Source organism: Massilia sp. LC238, from assembly GCF_000735635.1.
Taxonomy (GTDB): Bacteria; Pseudomonadota; Gammaproteobacteria; order Burkholderiales; family Burkholderiaceae_D; genus Telluria; species Telluria varians.
Map to the genome: position 1 here is coordinate 23,297 of NZ_JNNN01000038.1, position 21,160 is coordinate 44,456.

The 21,160-nt window shown below is 66.4% G+C and carries 21 protein-coding genes; 15 read left to right on the forward strand and 6 right to left on the reverse strand.

What is annotated here, in order from left to right; all coding sequences use genetic code 11:
- Positions 1 to 54: 54 nt before the first annotated feature.
- The 8 genes from gshB to FG94_RS09520 all read left to right on the forward strand — a co-directional run bounded on the left by gshB (position 55) and on the right by FG94_RS09520 (position 7,369).
- Positions 55 to 1,005 carry a glutathione synthase gene (gshB, locus tag FG94_RS09485; RefSeq protein ID WP_036210363.1) on the forward strand — a complete coding sequence of 317 codons (951 nt, stop codon included), beginning with the start codon at positions 55 to 57 and terminating at the stop codon, positions 1,003 to 1,005.
- A 1-nt stretch (position 1,006) separates the two neighbouring features.
- Complete coding sequence (locus FG94_RS09490; protein ID WP_036210366.1) at positions 1,007 to 1,414, forward strand: PTS sugar transporter subunit IIA; 408 nt, start codon at positions 1,007 to 1,009, stop codon at positions 1,412 to 1,414.
- A gap of 52 nt (positions 1,415 to 1,466) precedes the next feature.
- Positions 1,467 to 1,736, forward strand: coding sequence for an HPr family phosphocarrier protein (locus FG94_RS09495; RefSeq protein ID WP_027865870.1), 270 nt, complete (start codon positions 1,467 to 1,469; stop codon positions 1,734 to 1,736).
- A 41-nt stretch (positions 1,737 to 1,777) separates the two neighbouring features.
- Positions 1,778 to 3,553: a phosphoenolpyruvate--protein phosphotransferase gene (ptsP, locus tag FG94_RS09500; protein ID WP_036210981.1), complete on the forward strand. Its 1,776-nt coding sequence runs from the start codon at positions 1,778 to 1,780 to the stop codon at positions 3,551 to 3,553.
- Positions 3,554 to 3,576: 23 nt separating this feature from the next.
- Positions 3,577 to 4,731: a homoserine O-acetyltransferase gene (locus FG94_RS09505; protein WP_152570935.1), complete on the forward strand. Its 1,155-nt coding sequence runs from the start codon at positions 3,577 to 3,579 to the stop codon at positions 4,729 to 4,731.
- Entirely contained in the window at positions 4,728 to 5,345 is a 618-nt protein-coding gene (gene metW, locus FG94_RS09510; RefSeq protein ID WP_036210373.1) for a methionine biosynthesis protein MetW, read from the forward strand. Before FG94_RS09505 ends, metW begins: the two co-directional genes overlap by 4 nt.
- 131 nt (positions 5,346 to 5,476) lie before the next feature.
- Positions 5,477 to 6,382 carry a M48 family metallopeptidase gene (locus tag FG94_RS09515; protein ID WP_036210375.1) on the forward strand — a complete coding sequence of 302 codons (906 nt, stop codon included), beginning with the start codon at positions 5,477 to 5,479 and terminating at the stop codon, positions 6,380 to 6,382.
- Positions 6,383 to 6,394: 12 nt separating this feature from the next.
- Positions 6,395 to 7,369, forward strand: coding sequence for a pseudouridine synthase (locus FG94_RS09520; protein WP_051996392.1), 975 nt, complete (start codon positions 6,395 to 6,397; stop codon positions 7,367 to 7,369).
- A gap of 14 nt (positions 7,370 to 7,383) precedes the next feature.
- On the opposite strand, the gene FG94_RS09525 is transcribed toward FG94_RS09520, so the two are convergent.
- Positions 7,384 to 8,154, reverse strand: coding sequence for an exodeoxyribonuclease III (locus FG94_RS09525; protein WP_027865864.1), 771 nt, complete (start codon positions 8,152 to 8,154; stop codon positions 7,384 to 7,386).
- A gap of 138 nt (positions 8,155 to 8,292) precedes the next feature.
- On the opposite strand from FG94_RS09525, the gene pyrE reads away from it, so the two are divergent.
- Positions 8,293 to 8,952, forward strand: a complete 660-nt coding sequence (pyrE, locus tag FG94_RS09530; protein ID WP_036210377.1) for an orotate phosphoribosyltransferase — start codon at positions 8,293 to 8,295, stop codon at positions 8,950 to 8,952.
- A 117-nt stretch (positions 8,953 to 9,069) separates the two neighbouring features.
- Here pyrE and gatB read toward each other — a convergent pair whose 3' ends face one another.
- Genes gatB through gatC form a run of 3 tightly spaced genes read right to left on the reverse strand, consistent with a single transcriptional unit; the run spans position 9,070 to position 12,382 of the window.
- The gene (gene gatB, locus FG94_RS09535) at positions 9,070 to 10,530 is read right to left on the reverse strand and encodes an Asp-tRNA(Asn)/Glu-tRNA(Gln) amidotransferase subunit GatB (protein WP_036210379.1); all 1,461 of its coding nucleotides are present in this window, start codon (positions 10,528 to 10,530) and stop codon (positions 9,070 to 9,072) included.
- A 34-nt stretch (positions 10,531 to 10,564) separates the two neighbouring features.
- The gene (gene gatA, locus FG94_RS09540) at positions 10,565 to 12,040 is read right to left on the reverse strand and encodes an Asp-tRNA(Asn)/Glu-tRNA(Gln) amidotransferase subunit GatA (RefSeq protein ID WP_036210381.1); all 1,476 of its coding nucleotides are present in this window, start codon (positions 12,038 to 12,040) and stop codon (positions 10,565 to 10,567) included.
- A 42-nt stretch (positions 12,041 to 12,082) separates the two neighbouring features.
- A complete protein-coding gene (gatC, locus tag FG94_RS09545) occupies positions 12,083 to 12,382 on the reverse strand; it encodes an Asp-tRNA(Asn)/Glu-tRNA(Gln) amidotransferase subunit GatC (RefSeq protein ID WP_027865859.1) in 300 nt (99 codons plus the stop codon).
- Positions 12,383 to 12,694: 312 nt separating this feature from the next.
- Between gatC and FG94_RS09550 the strand changes: the two genes are divergently transcribed.
- From FG94_RS09550 to FG94_RS09575, 6 genes are all read left to right on the forward strand, one after another.
- On the forward strand, positions 12,695 to 13,738 hold the full coding sequence (locus FG94_RS09550; RefSeq protein WP_027865858.1) for a rod shape-determining protein: 1,044 nt from the start codon (positions 12,695 to 12,697) through the stop codon (positions 13,736 to 13,738).
- A gap of 122 nt (positions 13,739 to 13,860) precedes the next feature.
- Positions 13,861 to 14,958, forward strand: coding sequence for a rod shape-determining protein MreC (mreC, locus tag FG94_RS09555; RefSeq protein WP_036210383.1), 1,098 nt, complete (start codon positions 13,861 to 13,863; stop codon positions 14,956 to 14,958).
- Complete coding sequence (gene mreD, locus FG94_RS09560; RefSeq protein WP_027865857.1) at positions 14,958 to 15,476, forward strand: rod shape-determining protein MreD; 519 nt, start codon at positions 14,958 to 14,960, stop codon at positions 15,474 to 15,476. The genes mreC and mreD overlap by 1 nt, the downstream gene beginning before the upstream one ends.
- 25 nt (positions 15,477 to 15,501) lie before the next feature.
- Positions 15,502 to 17,484: a penicillin-binding protein 2 gene (gene mrdA / locus FG94_RS09565; RefSeq protein WP_036210385.1), complete on the forward strand. Its 1,983-nt coding sequence runs from the start codon at positions 15,502 to 15,504 to the stop codon at positions 17,482 to 17,484.
- 3 nt (positions 17,485 to 17,487) lie between these two features.
- Positions 17,488 to 18,603, forward strand: a complete 1,116-nt coding sequence (rodA, locus tag FG94_RS09570) for a rod shape-determining protein RodA (RefSeq protein WP_036210386.1) — start codon at positions 17,488 to 17,490, stop codon at positions 18,601 to 18,603.
- 17 nt (positions 18,604 to 18,620) lie between these two features.
- Complete coding sequence (locus tag FG94_RS09575) at positions 18,621 to 19,619, forward strand: septal ring lytic transglycosylase RlpA family protein (RefSeq protein WP_036210387.1); 999 nt, start codon at positions 18,621 to 18,623, stop codon at positions 19,617 to 19,619.
- 69 nt (positions 19,620 to 19,688) lie between these two features.
- On the opposite strand, the gene FG94_RS09580 is transcribed toward FG94_RS09575, so the two are convergent.
- Together FG94_RS09580 and FG94_RS09585 are read right to left on the reverse strand one after the other, a co-directional pair.
- Positions 19,689 to 20,402, reverse strand: coding sequence for an SPOR domain-containing protein (locus FG94_RS09580; protein ID WP_036210389.1), 714 nt, complete (start codon positions 20,400 to 20,402; stop codon positions 19,689 to 19,691).
- A 16-nt stretch (positions 20,403 to 20,418) separates the two neighbouring features.
- On the reverse strand, positions 20,419 to 21,159 hold the full coding sequence (locus FG94_RS09585) for a type III pantothenate kinase (protein WP_036210391.1): 741 nt from the start codon (positions 21,157 to 21,159) through the stop codon (positions 20,419 to 20,421).
- Position 21,160 lies beyond the last annotated feature (1 nt).

The window sequence follows — 21,160 nt, forward strand, 5'->3', positions numbered from 1 at the left end:
GCGAGCTTTCGCGTTTCCGGCTAAAATCGGGGTATCTCCTGCCATGGATGCCCCATGAAAATCGCTTTCCTCGCCGACCCGCTCTCCACGTTCAAGATCTACAAGGATTCGACTTTCGCGATGATGCGCGAAGCCGCCAGGCGCGGCCACGCCGTCTACGCCTTCGAACAGCGCGACATGGTGCTGGAAGAGGGCGTGGTGACGGCGGTCGTCACGCGCATCCACCTTACCGGCGAGGCCGACGAATGGTACCGCGCCGACCGGCCGGAAAGCGTGGAGCTCTCGTTCTTCGACGCCGTGATCGAGCGCAAGGACCCGCCCTTCGACATGGAATACGTGTACGGCACCTACCTGCTGGAGCTGGCCGAGCGCCAGGGCGCGCGCGTGTTCAACCGCCCGGGCGCGATCCGCGACCACAACGAGAAGCTGACCATCGGCCAGTTCAGCCAGTACACCTCGCCGACCCTGGTCAGCTCGAGCGCGGCGCGGCTGCGCGCCTTCCACGAGAAGCACGGCGACGTGATCTTCAAGCCGCTCGACGGCATGGGCGGGGCCGGCATCTTCCGCGTCAAGGACGACGGCATGAACCTGGGTTCGGTGATCGAGTCTCTGACCGGCAACGGCAAGCATACGATCATGGCGCAGAAATTCATCCCCGCCATCAAGCAGGGCGACAAGCGTGTGCTCGTGATTGACGGCAAGCCGGTGCCGTTCACGCTGGCGCGCATCCCGCAGGGGAACGAAGTGCGCGGCAACCTGGCTGCCGGCGGCCTGGGCGTGGCGCAGCCGATCACCGCGCGCGAGCGCGAGATTGCCGAGGCCATCGGCCCGGAACTGGCGGCGCGCGGCCTGTTGCTGGTAGGATTGGACGTGATCGGCGATTTCCTGACCGAAGTGAACGTCACCAGCCCGACCTGCTTCCACGAGATCACCGACCAGACCGGATTCGACGTGGCCGCGATGTTCATCGACGCGGTCGAACTGAAGGCAACTGAGAAGCACTGACATGGTAGGCATCCTGCTGATGACCCACGCTCCGCTGGGCCAGGCATTCATCTCCGCGGTGGCCCACGTATTCCGTGGCCCCACCGAGCGCTTCGAGGCGATCGACGTGACCGCCGACCAGGACCTGGCCCAGGTGAATGCCCTGGCCAAGGAGGCGATCGCGCGCCTGGACGAGGGCGACGGCGTGCTGGTCATCACCGATATCAAGGGCGGCACCCCGTCCAACTGCTGCAACTCGCTGGCCGACGCCGGCCACGTGGAAGTCATCGCCGGCATCAGCCTGCCGATGCTGCTGCGTGCGATCACCTACCGCCGCGACACCCTCGACGTGGTCGTGGAAATGGCCCTGGCCGGCGCCCAGAACGGCGCCGTGCGGGTGGATAACCGCATCCGCGTCGGATCGAGCTGAACACCCCATCCCTTTTTGGCCACGCGCATAAAACGAGACAATAAGCGAGAACATGATTCAACAGGAATTCGAGATCATCAACAAGCTGGGCCTGCACGCCCGCGCCTCCGCCAAATTCACCCAGCTGGCCGCCAAGTTCAAGAGCGACGTCTGGCTCACCCGTAACGGCCGCCGCATCAATGCCAAGTCGATCATGGGCGTCATGATGCTCGCCGCCGGCAAGGGCGCCAAGGTGCTGCTCGAGGCCGACGGTCCCGACGAAGAAGCATGCATCGCCGCCCTGGGTGGCCTGATCAACGACAAGTTCGGCGAAGGCGAGTAATGCCGCGCGAAGCGGCAGCTCCCCGCCACACGGGACCCTCGATGGCATCGTTCACGCTCCACGGCATTCCGGTTTCGCGCGGCATCTCGATCGGCCGCGCGCACCTGCTCACGCCGGCCGCGCTCGACGTCAAGCACTACCTGGTCCCGGAAGAACAGGTCGAGGCCGAGGTCGCGCGCCTGCAGCATGCCATCGCCGAAGTGCACCGCGGCCTGCAGGCCCTGTGGACCGAGCTGCCCAAGGATGCCCCGACCGAACTGGGCGCCTTTATCGACGTGCACGCGCTGATCCTGTCGGACCCGATGATCTCGGAAGCGCCGCTCGACATTATCCGCACACGCCACTACAACGCCGAATGGGCGCTGGTGACCCAGATCGACGAGCTCTCGGCCCAGTTCGACGAGATCGAGGACGAGTACCTGCGCGAGCGCAAGCACGACATCCAGCAGGTGGCCGAGCGGGTGCTGAAGGTCCTGATGGGCACCGCGCTGGAGATTCCGCCGCCGCTGGCGGGCGAGGATCACGCGCCCCCGCAGATGATCGTGGTGGCCCACGACATCTCGCCGGCCGACATGCTGGCCTTCCGCGACCGGGCCGGCGACGCCCAGGCCTTCGTCGGCTTCGTCACCGACGTCGGCGGCCAGAACTCGCACACCGCGATCGTCGCGCGCTCGCTCGACATCCCGGCGGTGGTCGGCATGAGCCAGGCCTCGCGCCTGGTCGAGCAGGACGACTGGGTGATCATCGACGGCGACGCCGGCGTGGTGATCTGCAACCCGAGCCAGCTGGTGCTGGAACAGTACCGCGCACGCCAGGCCGCCCTGATCAAGGCGCGCAAGCGCCTGCTCAAGCTCAAGAAGACCCCGGCGGTGACCAAGGACGGCACCCCGGTCACGCTGCTGGCCAACATCGAGCTGCCGGACGACTGCCCGGCCGCGCTGGATGCCGGCGCGATGGGCGTTGGCCTGTTCCGCTCCGAGTTCCTGTTCATGGGCCGCGGCGGACTCGGAAACGCGCTGCGCATCCCGAGCGAGGACGAGCAGTTCGAGCAGTACCGCAAGGCGGTGGTGGCGATGAAGGGCCGCCCGGTCACCATCCGCACCCTCGACGTCGGCGCCGACAAGCCGCTCGACCCGACCGAGCACACGGCGCTGAACCCGGCGCTGGGCCTGCGCGCGATCCGCTACTGCCTGGCCGAACCCCAGCTGTTTCTGACCCAGCTGCGCGCGATCCTGCGCGCCTCATGCTACGGGAAGGTGCGGATCCTGATCCCGATGCTGGCGCACGCCTTCGAGATCGACCAGACGCTCGCCATGATCGAGCAGGCCAAGGCCCAGCTGCGCGCCGAGAACGTCAAGTACGACCCAGGCGTGGAAGTCGGCGCCATGATCGAGATCCCGGCCGCCGCGCTGGCGCTGCCGATGTTCGTCAAGCGCATGAACTTCCTGTCGATCGGGACCAATGACCTGATCCAGTACACGCTGGCGATCGACCGCGTCGACTACGAAGTGGCGCACCTGTACAATCCGCTGCACCCGGCGGTCCTGATGCTGATCGCCCAGACCATCGCCACCGGCCAGAAGGCTGGCCTGGACGTCGCCGTGTGCGGCGAGATGGCGGGCGACACCAAGCTCACCCGCCTGCTGCTGGGCATGGGCCTGCGCGAATTCTCGATGCACCCGGCGCAGCTGCTGTCGGTGAAGCAGGAAATCCTGAACAGCGACCTGTCCGCGATCACCACCCGCACGCGCCGCATCCTGCGCTCGATCGAGCCGAACGACATCGCCAGCGCGGTCGAGCAGCTCCAAACACTCTGACAAGAAACACCTCCACAGCTTCCATGGGATCGATCGGAAACGTCACACCACAGGCGATGCACTTCGCCGAGCCTCTGCGCCTGCAAAGCGGCGCCAGCATCGGCGACTACACGCTGATGTATGAAACCTATGGCACCCTGAACGCCGACAAGTCGAACGCGGTCCTGGTCTGCCACGCGCTGAACGCCTCGCACCACGTGGCGGGCACCTATGCCGACCAGCCCAAGAGCCAGGGCTGGTGGGACAACATGGTCGGCCCCGGCAAGCCGCTCGACACCAACCGCTTCTTCGTGATCGGCGTGAACAACCTCGGCTCCTGCTTCGGCTCGACCGGGCCGATGCACACCAACCCGGCCACCGGCAAGCCCTATGGCGCAGCCTTCCCGCTGCTGACGGTGGAGGACTGGGTGGCGGCGCAGGCACGCCTGGCCGACCGCCTCGGCATCGACTGCTTCGCGGCAGTGATGGGCGGCTCGCTCGGCGGCATGCAGGCGCTGTCGTGGAGCATCATGTTCCCCGAGCGCCTGCGCCACTGCATCGTGATCGCCTCCACCCCCAAGCTGTCGGCCCAGAACATCGCCTTCAACGACGTGGCGCGGCAGGCCATCCTGACCGACCCGGACTACCACGGCGGCGACTTCTACGAGCACGGCGTGGTGCCGAGGAACGGGCTGAAGGTGGCGCGCATGGTCGGCCACATCACCTACCTGTCGAACGACGACATGGCGGAGAAATTCGGCCGCAAGCTGCGCAACGCGGCCGAGACCAATGACTACAAATTCGATTTCGGCATCGACTTCGAGATCGAGTCCTACCTGCGCTACCAGGGCGACAAGTTCTCGGAATACTTCGACGCCAACACCTACCTCCTGATTACCAAGGCGCTCGACTACTTCGATCCGGCGCGCGTCCACGGCGGCGACCTGGCCAAGACGCTCGAGGGCACCAAGGCCCAGTTCCTGATCGCGTCCTTCACCACCGACTGGCGCTTCTCGCCCGAGCGCAGCCGCGAGATCGTGGAGGCGCTGCTGTCGAACCGGCGCAAGGTCACCTATGCCGAGATCGACGCGCCGCACGGCCACGACGCCTTCCTGCTGGAAGACCCGCGCTACATGGCGGTGGTGCGCGCCTATTACGACCGCATTGCCCTCGAACTCGCAGGCAAGGAGGCCGCATGAACCTGAATGACCTGAACGCCCTGCGTCCCGACCTGGCCTTCATCGCCGACTGGGTGCGCGAGCGCGCCCACGTGCTCGACGTCGGCTGCGGCGACGGCGCCATGCTGCGCTACCTCGAGCTGAGCAAGGGCTGCACCGGCTACGGCGTCGAGATCGCCGACGACAAGGTGCTCGAGAGCACCCAGCGCGGCATCAGCGTGATCCAGCACGACATGGAACAGGGCCTGGACCTGTTCCGCGACAACGCCTTCGACGTGGTGCTGTGCCTGTCCTCGCTGCAGATGATGCAGCACGTCGAGGCGCGCCTGCGCGACATCGTGCGGGTCGGCCAGGAAGCCATCGTCTCCTTCCCGAACTTCGCCTACTGGCCGCACCGCGTGGCGCTGATTCGCGGCCGGATGCCGGTCTCGCGCACGCTGCCCTACCAGTGGTTCGACACGCCCAACGTACGCTATGCCACCATCCACGACTTCAAGGACCTGGCCGAGAAGTGCGGGCTGGAAGTGCTGGAATTCGTGGCACTGGCCGAAGGCCGGCCGGTAAGCTTCCTGCCCAACCTGCGCGGCAGCCTGGCGGTATTTCGTTTGCGCAAGAAAACCGGCGTGGTCGCGTGAACAGATAGGTTTCTTATGTGCGGTGGCGGCTTGTCGAGCCGGCCGCCATCCGCGATGATCTGCGCTATACAGATTCCAACCCGTTACTTTCCTTGGAGATAGTGCTGCTAAGAACAGCCTATCGGTGACGAATGAAAAAACTTAAACACTTGGCCGCCAGCTTTGCCCTGCTCGCCGCATTCGGCACGGCCGGCGTCGACCTGGCCATCGCGCAGGATAGCCGCAACACGACGGTCCAGGACGGCATACAGGTCCGCCCATTGTCGCGCCTGAGCAAGTTCATTCCGGCAGAACAACTCAACGAAGCGGCGGCGCAGCAATACACGGAAATGATGAGCCAGGCGCAACAGAAAGGCGTGCTGCTGCCGGCCTCGCATCCTGAAGTCCAGCGCCTGCGCGCCATCGCCAAGCGCATCATCCCGCACACGGCGCGCTGGAACCAGGACGCGACCCAGTGGCAGTGGCAGGTCAACCTGATCGACTCGAAGGACGTCAACGCCTTCTGCATGCCGGGCGGCCGGATCGGTTTCTTCACCGGCATCCTGAGCTCGCTGAAGCTGACCGACGACGAAGTGGCGGCCGTGATGGGGCACGAAATCGCCCACGCCCTGCGTGAGCACAGCCGCGAAAAAATGGCGAAGCAGGGGCTGACCAACATGGGCGCGCGGGTTGGCGGCGCCCTGATCTCGGGCATCTTCGGCATCGATCCGGGCATCACCGGCACGATCGCCAGCTATGGCGCCCAGTTCGCCGGCCTGAAGTTCTCGCGCGACGACGAGCGCGAGGCCGACCTGGTCGGCCTGGACATCTCTTCGCGCGCCGGCTACGACCCGCGCGCCGGCATCGCGCTGTGGCGCAAGATGGCCGCGCTGAACCAGCGCGCGCCGATCGAGGTGTTCTCGACCCACCCGGGCGGCGAGAGCCGCATCAAGGACATGGAAAGGCACATGAACGTGCTGCTGCCGGTGTATGCGCGCGCCAAGGGCACCTCGGTCGCCAAGCTGCCGCCTTACCAGACCAATGTCGCCCTGCGTTGATGGCTGGAGTGCATGAGTAAAGGCAGGAAAGGGCACCAGGCCGAAGCCAACGCCTACGTTCCCTTGCCGACCCGCGACGGCGTCGCGCCCAGCTACCTGTGGATCACCGAGACCCGGGCCGGCGGCATACTGCGCTTTCTCGCCGAACGCTTTCCCGACGTGCCGGAAGCCGCCTGGGCGCGGCGCCTGGCGCGCGGCGAGATCGTCGATGCGAAAGGGACATCCTTGCAGGCGGACAGCCAGGTGCGCCAGGGCATGCGCATCTGGTACTACCGCGAGCTGGAACAGGCCGAAACCCCGATCCCGTTCCAGGAACGGGTGCTGTTCCAGGACGAGCACCTGCTGGTGGCCGACAAGCCGCACTTCCTGCCGACCATCCCGACCGGGCGCTTCCTGCACGAGACCCTCCTGGTGCGCCTGAAGAAGCAGTTCGATCTGCCGCACCTGGTGCCGATCCACCGCTTGGATCGCGAGACCGCGGGCGTGGTGATCTTCTCGCACAATCCGGCGTCGCGCGGCGCCTACCAGTCGATGTTCCAGAAACGCGTGGTGACGAAGGTCTACGAGGCCCTGGCAGGCCCGATCGAGGGCCGGGAATTCCCCTTCACCTACCGCAGCCGCATGCAGGACGCGGAGCAATTCTTCGTGAGCGCGGAAGTGCCGGGCGAGCCGAATTCGGAAACCCTGGTCGAGCTGATCGAGCGGCGCGGCGAGGTGGCGCACTACCGGCTGCACCCGCACACGGGCCGCAAGCACCAGCTGCGCCTGCACCTGTCCGCGCTCGGCGCGCCGATCCTGAACGACGCCTTTTACCCGGTGGCGCTGCCCTGCAAGGGCGACGATTTCAGCGCGCCGCTGCAGCTGCTGGCGCGCTCGATCGCTTTCGAGGATCCGCTGGACGGCCGGCCGCGCCGCTTCGAGAGCGGCTTCCGGCTCGACTGGCCTGAAGCTGCAGGTGGGGCGCGGATTCAGAAGCTTGGCTTATGAATCGCGCCTAACTATTAGAGATCGTAATCAATGATGAGCGGGGCGTGGTCGCTGAATTTCTCATCCTTGTAGATCGACACCGACTTGGCGCGCGCCGCGATGCCCGGGGTGGCGACGTGGTAGTCGATGCGCCAGCCCACGTTCTTGGCATAGGCCTGGCCGCGGTTGCTCCACCAGGTGTAATCGGCGGCATCCGGCGCCACCCTGCGGTGTACGTCCACCAGGCCGATTTCGTCGAAGATGCGGGTCATCCAGGCGCGCTCTTCCGGCAGGAAACCGGAATTCTTCTGGTTGCTCTTCCAGTTCTTGAGGTCGATCTCCTTGTGCGCGATGTTCCAGTCGCCGCAGATCACGACTTCGCGGCCTTCCGCTTTCAGCTCCTGCAGGTGGGGCAGGAACACCTCCATGAAGCGGAACTTGGCCAGCTGGCGCTCCGGCGACGAGGAGCCGGACGGGCAATACACCGAAATCACGGTCAGGTTGCCGAAATCGCAGCGGGTGTAGCGGCCTTCGGCGTCGAATTCCATGCAGCCGAAGCCGATGCGCTTGTTGTCCGGCGCGACGCGGCTGTAGACGCCGGTGCCCGAATACCCCTTCTTCTCCGCGTAGTGGAAGTGGCCGTGGTAGCCGTGGGGCGCGAGGAATTCCTCGGTCATGTCGGCCTGCTGCGCCTTCAGTTCCTGTACGCAGATGAAATCGGCGGACTGGGTGGCGAGCCAGTTGAAGAAACCTTTCTTGTGGGCGGAACGGATACCGTTCAGGTTCGCGGAGATAATTCGTGGCATGGATCTGGTCAAGGTAACAATGCGGAGCGACGCGGCAGGGCGGCGCGGGAGCGCGACAGTGTAGCGTGTTTTGCCGGACGCCGGAATGGCGCGGCAAGGACGTTACAATACGTGCTTTCGAAATTTTGGGAGAAGCACGTGAGCGATCTGCGCCAGGAGTTTATTTCGTTTTCGGTGAAGGCCGAGGTATTGCGCTTCGGTGAATTCACCACCAAGGCCGGGCGCCAGTCGCCGTACTTCTTCAACGCCGGCCTGTTCCACGACGGCGCGACGCTGGGCCAGCTGGCCCAGTTCTACGCCCAGACCCTGCTCGACTCGGGCGTGCAGTTCGACATGCTGTTCGGCCCGGCCTACAAGGGCATCACCCTGGCCAGCGCGACCGCGGTGGCGCTGGCCGCCAAGGGCCGCAACACCTCCTTCGCCTACAACCGCAAGGAAGCCAAGGACCACGGCGAGGGCGGCACCATCGTCGGCGCCAAGCTGGCAGGGAAGGTCGTGATCATCGACGACGTGATCTCGGCGGGCACCTCGGTGCGCGAATCGGTCGACATGATCCGCGCCGCCGGCGCCGAACCGGCCGCCGTGCTGATCGCGCTCGACCGCATGGAGCGTTCCGGCAAGGACGGCGCGCTGTCGGAACACTCGGCGGTGCAGCAGGTGTCGCAGGAATTCGGCATCCCGGTGATCTCGATCGCCAACCTGGACGATCTGTTCACCTATCTCTCGAACGCGGGCGGTGCCGAACTCGGCGCGCACAAGGAGGCCGTCGCCGCCTACCGCACCCGCTACGGCGTCTGACAGATGTAGGGTGGGCGGCATCGAAGCCAGGAGCTAATCTGCGCGCCAGTGGAGCCGCCCACCCTACAAAAAAAACCGGAGCCGCAGCTCCGGTTCTTGCTCGGCAAGCTGGAAAACTCAGCCGGCCAGCTTCTTCTTCAGCAGCTCGGTCACCTGGGCCGGATTGGCCTTGCCCTTCGAGGCCTTCATGGTCTGGCCGATCAGGGCGTTGATCGCGGCTTCCTTGCCGGCGCGGTACTGCTCGACCGACTTGGCATTGGCTGCCAGCACTTCGTCGACGATCGCTTCCAGCGCGCCCGTATCCGAGATCTGCTTCAGGCCCTTCTGCTCGATCACGGCGTCGGCCAGGTTCTCGTCACTGGACTTGGCTTCCCACATGGCGGCGAAGACTTCCTTGCCGGCCTTGTTCGAGATGGTGCCGTCGGCGATGCGCTTCAGGAGCAGGGCCAGCTGGGCGGCGGATACCGGCGAGTCGTCCAGCTCGACGCCTTCGCGGTTCAGGGTCGAGGACACGTCGCCCATCATCCAGTTGGCAGCGGCTTTCGCGTTCTCCTTGCCGGCCGCAAGCACCACGGCCTCGTAGTAGGTCGCCATCGCTTTCGAGGAGGTCAGCACCAGGCTGTCGTATTCCGGCAGGCCGTATTCGCCGGTGAAGCGCGCGCGCAGGGCGCCCGGCAGTTCCGGCATCTCGGCCTTCACGCGCTCGATCCAGTCCTGCTGGATGACGAGCGGCGGCAGGTCCGGGTCCGGGAAGTAGCGGTAGTCCTGCGCGTCTTCCTTGGTGCGCATGGAGCGGGTTTCCTTCTTGTCCGGGTCCCACAGGCGGGTAGCCTGGATCACCTTGCCGCCGTCCTCGATCAGCTCGATCTGGCGCCGCACCTCGTAGTGGATCGCTTCTTCCATGAAGCGGAAGGAGTTCAGGTTCTTGATCTCGCAGCGGGTGCCGAATTCCTTCTGGCCGACCGGGCGCACCGAGACGTTGACGTCGCAGCGGAAGGAGCCTTCCTGCATGTTGCCGTCACAGACGCCCAGCCACACGACCAGCGAGTGCAGGGCCTTGGCATAGGCCACGGCCTCGTTCGCGCTGCACATCTCCGGCTCGGACACGATCTCGAGCAGGGGCGTACCGGCGCGGTTCAGGTCGATGCCGCTCATGCCGGCATAGTCTTCGTGCAGCGATTTGCCGGCATCTTCCTCGAGGTGGGCGCGGGTCAAGTTGACGGTCTTGGTCTCCAGCTTGCCGTCCTTCTCGTAGGCGAAGCTGATGGTGCCGCCCTGGACCACCGGGTCCTCGAACTGGCTGATCTGGTAGCCCTTCGGCAGGTCGGGGTAGAAGTAGTTCTTGCGGGCGAAGACCGATTGCGGCGCGATTCTAGCGCCCACGGCCAGGCCGAAGCGGATCGCGCGCTCGACGGCGCCGCGGTTCAATACCGGCAGCACGCCCGGCAGCGCCAGGTCGACCGGGCTGGCCTGGGTGTTCGGCTCGGCGCCGAAGCGGATCGAGCTGCCGCTGAAGATTTTCGAATTGGTCGTGAGCTGCACGTGGTTCTCAAGACCGATGACGACTTCCCATTGCATAGTGTGTTCTCTCTGTGTTCTGTGCGGTCAGGGATCAAACGCCTTCCGGCGCGCGCTGGTGCCAGTCGGTGACTTGCTGGTACTGGTGCGCGATGTTCAGCAGCTTGGCTTCGGCGAAGTAGTTGCCGATGATTTGCAGGCCGACCGGGCGCTTGGCGTTCTTCTCGCCCTGGCCGAAGCCGACCGGGATCGACATGCCGGGCAGGCCCGCCAGGCTGGTCGACAGGGTATAGATGTCGGCCAGGTAGTTCGCCACCGGGTCGTTCGCCTTCGAACCGAGATCCCAGGCCACCGTCGGCGCCACCGGGCCCATGATCACGTCGCACTTGTCGGCGAACGCGGCCTGGAAGTCGTCCGCGATCAGGCGGCGGATCTTCTGCGCCTGCACGTAGTAGGCGTCGTAGTAGCCGTGGCACAGCACGTAGGTGCCGACCATGATGCGGCGCTGGACCTCGCGGCCGAAGCCTTCGGCGCGGGTTTTGCGGTACATGTCCTGCAGATCCTTGTACTCGGCAGCGCGGTGGCCGTAGCGCACGCCGTCGAAGCGCGACAGGTTCGACGAGGCTTCGGCCGGGGCGATGATGTAGTAGGTCGGGATCGACAGCGCGGTCTTCGGCAGCGAGATCTCCACCAGGGTGGCGCCCAGCTTGACGAATTCGTCCAGTGCACCACGTACCGCAGCTTCCACGTCCTGCGCCAGGCCTTCGCCGAAGTATTCCTTCGGCACGCCGATGCGCAGCCCGTTCAGCGGCTTGTTCAGGTCGCGGGTGTAGTCTTCGGCGACGTTGCCCTGTTCGACCGTCAGGCTGGTCGAATCGCGCTCGTCGAAGCCGATCATTTCGTTCAGCAGCAGGGCGCAGTCCTCGGCGGTCTGGGCGATCGGGCCGCCCTGGTCGAGCGAGGAAGCGAAGGCGATCATGCCGAAGCGCGACACGCGGCCGTAGGTCGGCTTGATGCCGGTGACGCCGCAGAAGGCGGCCGGCTGGCGGATCGAGCCGCCGGTGTCGGTGGCGGTGGCGGCGGGCGCCAGGCGCGCGGCGATCGCGGCGGCCGAACCGCCCGAGGAGCCGCCCGGCACCGCCAGCGGATCCCAGGGGTTCTTCACCGCGCCGAAGGCCGAGTTCTCGTTGGCCGAGCCCATCGCGAATTCGTCGAGGTTGACCTTGCCCAGGGTGACCATGCCGGCGCGCTGGAAGCGCTCGACCACGGTGGCGTCGAAGGGGCTTTCATAATTGGCCAGCATCTTCGAGCCGGCTGTGGTGCGCCAGCCACGGGTGACGAAGATGTCCTTGTGCGCGATCGGCACGCCGGTCAGCGGGCCGGCCGAACCATCGGCGATGCGGGCGTCGGCGCTGGCGGCCTGCGCCAGGGTGCGTTTGCGGTCCAGGTGCAGGAAGGCGTTGTGGCTGCTCGCTTCGATGCGGTCGAGGTAGTGCCTGGTCAGTTCGACGCTCGAAACCTGCTTCGATTGCAGGAGCGCGGACAGCTCTTTGATGGTCTTGTTGTGCATGTGCGTGTCTTGTGAAAAGCGGTTGCGTGCGAGTGTGCCGAATTACTCGATGACCTTCGGCACCAGGTACAGGCCGTCCTGCGCCTTCGGCGCCGGCGCCTGGTAGTCCTCGCGGCGGTTCTCCTCGGTGACCACGTCGTCGCGCAGGCGCAGCGGCAGCGCCATGATGCTTGCTAAGGGCTGCGACAACGGCGCAACACCGGTCGTGTCCACCGCCTGCATCTGCTCGGCCAGGGCGAAAATGCCGTTCAGCTCGGCCAGCGCGGTTTCGGCGTGGGCTTCGTCCATTTCGAGCTGGGCCAGGTTGGCGATGCGTTTTACGTCTGAAAGTGTCAGGGACATGGCAAAGGGCGCGGCGTCAAGCCGCGTGCAAAATGTGGTTGGGCTAATAACGAAAGTTGGCAAGCGGTCAGCGAACGGTCTGCTACGTCCGATAAAACCTTGGTAACACCGCCGATCTCGCGTTGGAAATGGGGGGTAAAACCACCCGTTTTCAGCATTTAATCGACAAATTATAAGGTAGAATGGCGGGCTAATGCGCTGTCGGGCTGCGAGACCGCCCGCCGCAGGAAAGACCGCGAGGCACAATGCCTGTGCGGCGAGGACAATCCCGATCAATTTTCGACGCGCGCCCCGCGCGCAATCAGGACACACATGTTTGGTTCTTTACGCAGCTACTTCTCGAATGACCTGGCGATCGACCTCGGTACCGCCAACACCCTGATCTACGTGCGCGGCCTGGGCATCGTCCTGGACGAGCCGTCGGTCGTCGCGATCCGCCAGGAGGGCGGCCCGAACGGCAAGAAGACGATCCAGGCGGTCGGCAAGGAAGCCAAGCAGATGCTGGGCAAGGTGCCGGGCAACATAGAAGCCATCCGCCCGATGAAGGACGGCGTGATCGCCGACTTCACCGTCACCGAACAGATGCTGAAGCAGTTCATCCGCATGGTGCACGATTCGAAATTCTTCCGCCCGTCGCCGCGCATCATCATCTGCGTGCCCTGCGGTTCGACCCAGGTCGAGCGCCGCGCGATCCGTGAATCGGCGCTCGGCGCCGGCGCCTCGCAGGTCTACCTGATCGAAGAGCCGATGGCGGCCGCGATCGGCGCCGGCCTGCCGGTCTCGGACGCTACCGGCTCGATGGTGGTCGACATCGGCGGCGGCACCACCGAAGTCGGCATCATCTCGCTGGGCGGCATGGTCTACAAGGGTTCGGTGCGCGTCGGCGGCGACAAGTTCGACGAAGCCATCGTCAACTACATCCGCCGCAACTACGGCATGCTGATCGGCGAGCAGACCGCCGAAGCGATCAAGAAGGCAATAGGCTCCGCTTTCCCGGGCTCGGAAGTCAAGGAAATGGAAGTCAAGGGCCGCAACCTGTCCGAAGGCATCCCGCGCTCGTTCACGATCTCCTCGAACGAGATCCTGGAAGCCCTGACCGACCCGCTCAACAACATCGTCTCGGCCGTCAAGAACGGGCTGGAACAGGCTCCGCCGGAACTGGGCGCCGACATCGCCGAGAAGGGCATGATGCTGACCGGCGGCGGCGCGCTGCTGCGCGACCTGGATCGCCTGCTGATGGAAGAGACCGGCCTGCCGGTGCTGGTGGCGGAAGACCCGCTGACCTGCGTGGTGCGCGGCTCGGGCATGGCGCTCGAGCGCATGGACAAGCTGGGCTCGATCTTCTCCTACGAATAAGAATACGGGACAGGGGCGACGCCAACAGCGTCTTGGCGGGCAGGGCGTACGGAAGCATCGTGCGCCTCTGCCCGCCTTGACGTTGGCATGCCGCCCGGTCTAGACAGGACGCCAACCAGGACATGGAATACAGTCCTCCGCCGCTTTTCAAACAGGGTGCCCCGGCGCGGGTCAAGGCGATCGTCTTCGCCCTGATCTCGGTCGTGCTGCTGGTCGTCGATGCCCGCTACCAGACCCTGAGCTCGGTGCGGCAGGTGGCCGCCACCGTCCTCTATCCCCTGCAGATGGCCGCCCTGATGCCGCGCGAGGCGCTCGGCAACATGGTCGGCTACTTCTCCTCGATTTCCTCGCTCCAGAAGGAAGTGAACGAGCTCAAGACCCAGCAGCTGGCGCAGTCGCGCCTGCTGCAGCAGGCGCAGCTCCAGATGGCCGAGAACGCGCAGCTGCGCCGCCTGATGGATGCGAAGCAGCACCTGCCGGTCCAGGCCCAGATGACCGAGATCCTGTACGACGCGCGCGACCCGTCGACGCGCCGCATCGTGATCGACCGCGGCTCGCGCCACGACGTCGTGCCCGGTCTGCCGGTGATCGACCATGCGGGCGTGGTCGGCCAGGTCACGCGCGTGTTTCCGTTCACTTCCGAGGTCACGCTCCTGACCGACCGCGACCAGGCGATTCCCGTGCAGGTGCTGCGCAGCGGCTTGCGCAGCATCGCCTATGGCCGCGGGCAGTCCGGCCTGCTCGACCTGCGCTTCGTGGTGGCCAATGCCGACATCCAGGTGGGCGACGTGCTGGTGACCTCGGGCCTGGACGGCATGTACCCGGCCGGCCTGGCGGTGGCCAAGGTGGTGCAGGTCGAAAGCGTGGCCGGCGGCACCTTCGGGCGCGTGGTCGGCCAGCCGCTGGGCGGCATCGACCGCAACCGCCAGCTGCTGGTCATCATGTCGCAGTCGAACCTGCCGCCCAAGCCCGCGCCCGACGCGAAGCCGGCCGCCACCACCGCGCGCCGCAAGCTGCCGGACATGGCCCCGATTCCGGCGCCGCCGCTGGCGCCCGCGCCGCTGCCGCCGCAGGGCGTGCCCGCGCAGCCCGCCCGGCCGCCCGCGGCCGTTCCTGCCCAGCAGGCCGGCGCCGCGCCTGCGGCCACCGCGCCGGCGCAGGCAGGTACTCCGGCGGTCCAATCCGCCGCCGTCAACCCGGCCAACAGGGAGGGCCAATAATGCCCGGTAACCGTCCGCACTACATCCTGCTGCCCGTCAGCCCGCTGTTCATCACCTTCAGCCTGGTGTGCGCCTTCATGCTCAACCTGCTGCCGATGGGCCGCTGGGTCGGCGCGCCCGACTTCGTCGCGCTGGTGCTGGTGTTCTGGGGCATCCACCAGCCGCGCAAGGTTGGCATCGGGGTCGCCTTCGTCATGGGCCTCCTGATGGACGTGCACGACGCCAGCCTGCTGGGCGAGAATGCGCTTGCCTATACCCTGCTGTCCTACCTCGCCATCATGATCCACCGCCGCGTGCTGTGGTTCCGCCTGACGACCCAGGCCATGCACGTGCTGCCGCTGCTGCTGCTGGCGCAGGCGGTGCAGTTCTTCGTCCACTTCACCGCCTCGGGCCGTTTTCCCGGCGTGCTGTACTTCGCCGAGAGCATCGTCGCCGTCGCCCTGTGGCCGGTGATTACCTGGCTGCTGCTGGCGCCGCAGCGCCGCGCGGTCGACCGCGACCATACCCGCCCGATCTGACCGACCGAACCGAGTTTTCTGCGCTGTGACCGAATTCAAGGACAACGACCGCGAGATCCACCTGTTCCGCATGCGCCTCACGGCGCTGGTGGTGCTCGTCTTCATCTGCTTTGGCCTGCTGGTGGCGCGTTTCGTCTGGCTGCAGGTGCTGCGCCACGACCAGTTCGCCGCGCAGGCCGAGGGCAACCGCATCGCGCTGGTGCCCATCGTGCCCAACCGCGGCCTGATCGTCGACCGCAACGGCGTGGTCCTGGCGCGCAACTACTCGGCCTATACGCTCGAGATCACGCCGTCCAAGCTGCAGGCCAACCTGGAATCGACCATCGACGAGCTGTCCAAGCTGGTCGAGATCGACGCGCGCGACCGCCGCCGCTTCAAGCGCCTGCTGGAAGAGTCGCGCAGCTTCGCCAGCGTGCCCTTGCGCACCCGCCTGACCGACGACGAAGTGGCGCGCTTCACCGCGCAGCGCTTCCGCTTCCCGGGCGTGGAAGTGCAGGCGCGCCTGTTCCGCCAGTATCCGCTGGGCGAGACCGCTTCGCACGTGATCGGCTACATCGGCCGCATCAACCAGAAGGAGCAGGCCCAGCTCGAGGAAGACGGCCTGGATGCCAACTACAACGGCACCGAGCATATCGGCAAGGAAGGCGTGGAGAAGAAGTACGAAAACCACCTGCACGGCATCACCGGCTACGAGCAGGTCGAGCGTACCGCCGGCGGGCGCGCCGTCCGTACGCTGTCGCGCACGCCGCCGACGCCGGGCAGCAACCTGATCCTGTCGATCGACATCGAGCTGCAGAAGGTGGTCGAGGAAGCCTTCGGCGAGCAGCGCGGCGCGCTGGTGGCGATCGAGCCCGCCACCGGCGACGTGCTGGCCTATGTGTCGCGCCCGGGCTACGACCCGAACCTGTTCGTGGACGGCATCGACACCCAGAGCTGGAACGAGCTGAACACCTCGCTCGACCGCCCGCTGATGAACCGCCCGCTGTCGGGCGCTTACCCGCCGGGATCGACCTTCAAGCCCTTCATGTCGCTGGCCGCGCTCGAAATGGGCTTCCGCAAGCCGTCCGACGCAATCCGCGACGCCGGCTTCTATGTGCTGGGCGGGCACCGCTTCCGCGACGACAAGCCGGGCGGCCACGGCGTGGTCGACATGTACAAGTCGGTGGTGGAGTCCTGCGACACCTATTACTACCAGCTCGGCAACGAGATGGGCATCGATAACATCTCGAACTTCATGAAGCAGTTCGGCTTCGGCGAACTGACCGGCATCGACCTCGAGCACGAGAAGGCGGGCGTGCGCCCGTCCAAGGAGTGGAAGGCGAACCGCTTCAAGGGCCGCGCCGCCGGCAGGTGGCAGGGCGGCGACACCATCTCGATCTCGATCGGGCAGGGCTACAACAACTACACCATGATCCAGCTGGCCCACGCGGTCTCGACCCTGGCCAACAACGGCATCGTGATGAAGCCGCACCTGGTCAAGCTGATCGAGGACGGCGCCACCAAGCAGCGCACCCAGACCGTGCCGAAGGAAACCCGGCGCATCCCGCTCAAGCAGGAAAACATCGACTTCATCAAGCAAACCATGGTGGGCGTGACCCAGGATTCCAACGGCACCGGCCGCCGCGTGTTCGCCAACGCCGGCTACGTCTCGGCCGGCAAGACCGGCACCGCGCAGGTGATCGGCCTCAAGGGCGGCAAGTACAACGCCCACGCGATCGACGAGCGCCACCGCGACAACGCGCTGTACGTCGCCTTTGCCCCGGCCGACAAGCCGACGATCGCGCTGGCGCTGATCGTCGAGAACGCGGGCTTCGGCGCCGCGGCCGCGGCCCCGATCGCGCGCAAGGCGCTCGACTACTACCTGCTGGGCAAGCGTCCGGCGCCGCCGGCCTCGAAGACGGCGCCGGCGCCGAAAGCCGCACCGCCCGCACCGGCCGCCGCGCCGGGCCCGGTCATCCAGGCCGCCGCCGCGGGCGCGCCCGGCGTACCCGCCACACGAAAGGAATAAGCCATGGCGCACATTCCAGAACGCCGCTCGCTGCGGCGCCGCCTGCGTCCCTATTTCGCGGTCTTCGACTGGCCGCTCGGCCTGGTGCTGTTCGTGCTGATGATGACCAGCCTGATCACCATGGCCTCGGCCGGCGCCGAGTACCCGGATCGCGTCGAGCACCAGATCCGCAACTTCCTGCTGTCCTTCGCCGTCATGTGGATCGCCGCCAACGTGCCGCCGCAAACCCTGATGCGGCTCGCCGTGCCGATCTACACCTTCGGGGTCGCGCTCTTGATCGCGGTGGCGATGTTCGGCATCATCAAGAAGGGCGCGCGGCGCTGGCTGCACGTGGGCGTCGATATCCAGCCCTCCGAGATCCTGAAGATCGCGACGCCGCTGATGCTGGCTTGGTACTTCCAGCAGCGCGCCAATGCCGGCACCTGGAAGAACTACCTCATCGCGGCGGTAATCCTGCTGGTCCCGTTCACGCTGATCGCCAAGCAGCCCGACCTGGGCACCGGCCTGATGGTGTTCGCTTCGGGCTTCTACGTGATCTTCCTGGCCGGCCTGCCTTGGAAGGCGCTGATCGGACTTGGCGTGTCGGCCGCGGCGGCGATGCCGATCGCCTGGTCGATGCTGCACGACTACCAGCGCGAGCGGGTGATGACCCTGATCGATCCGACCTCCGACCCGCTGGGCAAGGGCTTCCACATCATCCAGTCCGAGATCGCGATCGGTTCCGGCGGCCTGTTCGGCAAGGGCTACGGCCAGGGTACCCAGGGCGCGCTGGAGTTCGTTCCCGAGCAGACCACCGACTTCGTGTTCGCCGTGTATTCGGAGGAATTCGGCCTGGTCGGCAACCTGTTCCTGCTGTTCGTCTACCTGCTGCTGATCGGGCGCGGACTGATGATCGCCGCGAATGCGCCGAACACGTTCACGCGCCTGCTGGCCGGGGCGATCACGATGATGTTCTTCACTTATGCTTTCGTCAACATGGGCATGGTGATTGGTATCCTGCCCGTCGTCGGAGTTCCCTTACCTTTCATGAGCTACGGCGGAACAGCCTTTATTACGCTCGGCCTCGGCGCTGGTATATTGATGAGTATTCAAAGACATCGTAAACTAGTGCAGACGTAATTTAACAAGGACCGCGCATGGCCGTTCCAAGAAAACAACTTGCCACGGTCATCGCACTGGCCATCTTCGCCACCGGCTGCAGCACCACCGACACCGGCGAGCGCAAAAGCTTGATTCCTTTGCCGTGGAAGCATCCCAAGGCGAAGCTTGGCGAACCGCCCAAGCTGCCGCCCGCCAATTCCGGCCGCGGCGGCTACTACAAGGACGACGGCCCCGGTCTGAATCCGCCGGCGGGCCTGATGGACCTGCCCGATGCGGTGGTCAAGGCCGAACCCTATTCGCGCTGGGCCAACCGTCCCTACTCGGTGTTCGGCCAGACCTATACCCCGATCCTGCACCAGGATCCCTTCGTGCAGCGTGGCGTCGCCAGCTGGTACGGCGTGAAGTTCCACGGCCAGAAGACCTCGTCCGGCGAACTTTACGACATGTACAAGATGACGGCGGCGCATCCGACGCTGCCGATTCCTTCCTTCGCACGCATCACCAGCGTCGAAACCGGCAAGTCGGTGGTGGTGCGCATCAACGACCGCGGTCCCTTCCACGCCAGCCGCATCGTCGACGTGTCCTACACGGCGGCGCTCAAGCTCGGCCTGCTGGGCAAGGGCAGCCACGAAGTCCAGGTCGAGCGCCTGTTCCCGGACGATCCGATCCGCATGGCCTCGGAGCGTCGCGTCGCCACTTCCGAAGCGCAATCGGCGCCGCCGGAAATCACGACGCTGATGCTGGAAGACCGCGTGCGCACCGACAGCGCGGCCGTGGCAGAGGTGGTGCCCAAGCTGGTCCCGCGCGGCAGCTTCTATGTCCAGCTCGGCGCCTACAGCCGCTCGGGCACCGCGGAAGCCATGAGCGAAAAGCTGATCGATGCCGGCATCGAAGTCGGCAAGCTCGAAGTGGTGAAGGTGGGTTCGGTAAACCGCCTGTACGGCGGGCCGTTCGGCAGCCGCGAGGATGCGGCGGCGGCGGCGCGCGCGGTGCCGTCCTCGTTCGGACTCAAGCCGATCGTCGTCAAGCGATAAGCGCTTCCAGGGCATCTTTCCACCCTACGGAACGCCTGCACTGTTCGTCACCAGTACGTGCCGGACCGGTCAACGACACGGACGCAGCTGCACCCCGGCGAAATCGTCGGCAATGCCCGCCACGCGGGCGCGCTCGTCCGGCGTCAGGTCGCGGAACTGCCAGGCCGCGCGCGTGCCCTGCGGCCCGCGCGGCAGCACCCGCACCCCGCGCACGCCCTGTTTGCCGAGCGTCGCCACCAGGCCCTGCGCGGCCGTCTCGGTCTTGAACACGCCCAGCGACACCGCCCACCTGAGCGGCGAGTCGCCCTGCATCACGAAGAAGTTCTGCACCCCTTTTTCCTTCAGCTCGGCCACGCGGCGCTCGGCGCCTTCCTTGCCGCCGTTCGGCGGCAGGTAGACCAGGTGGCTGGTGATTTCCTGGAAGGGCACGCTGGTGCGTGCGGCCCGTGCGCCCAGGTCGAGGCGGGCGATGCGGGTTTCGAAGCGGCGCGCGTCGGCGGCCGCGAAGGCGCCGGCCTGGGTGCAGGCCACTGTCTCCACCTGCGGCGAGGGCGCTGGAGCGGGTGCGGCGGGCGGCGCTTCCGGCGCGGCCGGCGCCGCTGCGGTCTCGGCGGCCGCGCGCGCTTCAAGCGCGCTGAGCATCGACATGCGCTCGGTGGCCAGCTGGTTCTTCAGGCGCTGCGGCTCGCGTTCGCCACCCTCGAGCGTGCCGAGATACCCCTGGCCGTAGGCCAGCAGCAGGGCGTTCAGCGCCAGCAGTGCCCAGAATACGAATTTCAACAAGTGCGCTCCTCCATCCTCAGGCGGCTGCCGCGTGCAAGCCGACCAGCACGATGTTATCGACCAGCAGGCAGGAGAACTTGAGGACCGGCGCGATATAAGGCGCCGCGCCGCCGGAAACGATGCATGCCGTGGCGGCGTGCGCCGCGCAGGCGCGCTCGATGGCGCCGGCCTGGGCCGACAGCACGCCGGAGACGATCGCGTCGTCGGTGTTGTCGCCGAAGACCGGCGGCGGGGCGGCGCCGCCCGGGCCTTCGCCCGGGCTCACCTGGGGCAACTGGGCCGTATTGCGGGCCAGCGAGCCGGCCATCAGGGCCAGGCCCGGCAGGATCATGCCGCCGATGAAGCGGCCGTCCTTCGTCACGGCATCGACCGTGGTCGCGGTGCCGCAGGTCGCCACGATCAGGTCCTGCCCGGGCGCCAGCGCACGCGCGCCGATGGCGGCGGCGAAGCGGTCGCAGCCGAGCTGGCCCGGGTTGCGGTAGCCGTTCTGCAGGCCGGCGCGTTCCAGAGTGGAGGCGAACCACTCGACCGCGATTCCGGTCGGCAGCGCCTGCGCGATGCGTTCGCGCACGGCGGCGCCGGCCACGTTCGAGACGATGGCGCGCGCCACGCCGGCCCGGCGCCACGTATCGGCGGCGCCATCGAGTCCGGCATGCGAGACCGCGTCGGTCAGCGTCCAGGCGCCCAGCGCCGCGCCGGGCGCCGCGATAGCCCACTTGATGCGGGTATTGCCCGCGTCGATCAGCAGCAGGTTCATG

What these genes read in the sequence shown, in the direction of transcription:
- ptsP (WP_036210981.1), top strand. Translation starts at nt 1,778, where the DNA reads ATGGCATCGTTCACGCTCCACGGCATTCCGGTTTCGCGCGGCATCTCG.
- FG94_RS09505 (WP_152570935.1), top strand. Translation starts at nt 3,577, where the DNA reads ATGGGATCGATCGGAAACGTCACACCACAGGCGATGCACTTCGCCGAG.
- FG94_RS09515 (WP_036210375.1), top strand. Translation starts at nt 5,477, where the DNA reads ATGAAAAAACTTAAACACTTGGCCGCCAGCTTTGCCCTGCTCGCCGCA.
- mreC (WP_036210383.1), top strand. Translation starts at nt 13,861, where the DNA reads ATGGAATACAGTCCTCCGCCGCTTTTCAAACAGGGTGCCCCGGCGCGG.
- gatC (WP_027865859.1), bottom strand. Translation starts at nt 12,382, where the DNA reads ATGTCCCTGACACTTTCAGACGTAAAACGCATCGCCAACCTGGCCCAG.
- gatB (WP_036210379.1), bottom strand. Translation starts at nt 10,530, where the DNA reads ATGCAATGGGAAGTCGTCATCGGTCTTGAGAACCACGTGCAGCTCACG.
- FG94_RS09490 (WP_036210366.1), top strand. Translation starts at nt 1,007, where the DNA reads ATGGTAGGCATCCTGCTGATGACCCACGCTCCGCTGGGCCAGGCATTC.
- FG94_RS09585 (WP_036210391.1), bottom strand. Translation starts at nt 21,159, where the DNA reads ATGAACCTGCTGCTGATCGACGCGGGCAATACCCGCATCAAGTGGGCT.
- gatA (WP_036210381.1), bottom strand. Translation starts at nt 12,040, where the DNA reads ATGCACAACAAGACCATCAAAGAGCTGTCCGCGCTCCTGCAATCGAAG.
- gshB (WP_036210363.1), top strand. Translation starts at nt 55, where the DNA reads ATGAAAATCGCTTTCCTCGCCGACCCGCTCTCCACGTTCAAGATCTAC.
- FG94_RS09525 (WP_027865864.1), bottom strand. Translation starts at nt 8,154, where the DNA reads ATGCCACGAATTATCTCCGCGAACCTGAACGGTATCCGTTCCGCCCAC.
- FG94_RS09550 (WP_027865858.1), top strand. Translation starts at nt 12,695, where the DNA reads ATGTTTGGTTCTTTACGCAGCTACTTCTCGAATGACCTGGCGATCGAC.
- FG94_RS09520 (WP_051996392.1), top strand. Translation starts at nt 6,395, where the DNA reads ATGAGTAAAGGCAGGAAAGGGCACCAGGCCGAAGCCAACGCCTACGTT.
- rodA (WP_036210386.1), top strand. Translation starts at nt 17,488, where the DNA reads ATGGCGCACATTCCAGAACGCCGCTCGCTGCGGCGCCGCCTGCGTCCC.
- mreD (WP_027865857.1), top strand. Translation starts at nt 14,958, where the DNA reads ATGCCCGGTAACCGTCCGCACTACATCCTGCTGCCCGTCAGCCCGCTG.
- FG94_RS09495 (WP_027865870.1), top strand. Translation starts at nt 1,467, where the DNA reads ATGATTCAACAGGAATTCGAGATCATCAACAAGCTGGGCCTGCACGCC.
- FG94_RS09575 (WP_036210387.1), top strand. Translation starts at nt 18,621, where the DNA reads ATGGCCGTTCCAAGAAAACAACTTGCCACGGTCATCGCACTGGCCATC.
- metW (WP_036210373.1), top strand. Translation starts at nt 4,728, where the DNA reads ATGAACCTGAATGACCTGAACGCCCTGCGTCCCGACCTGGCCTTCATC.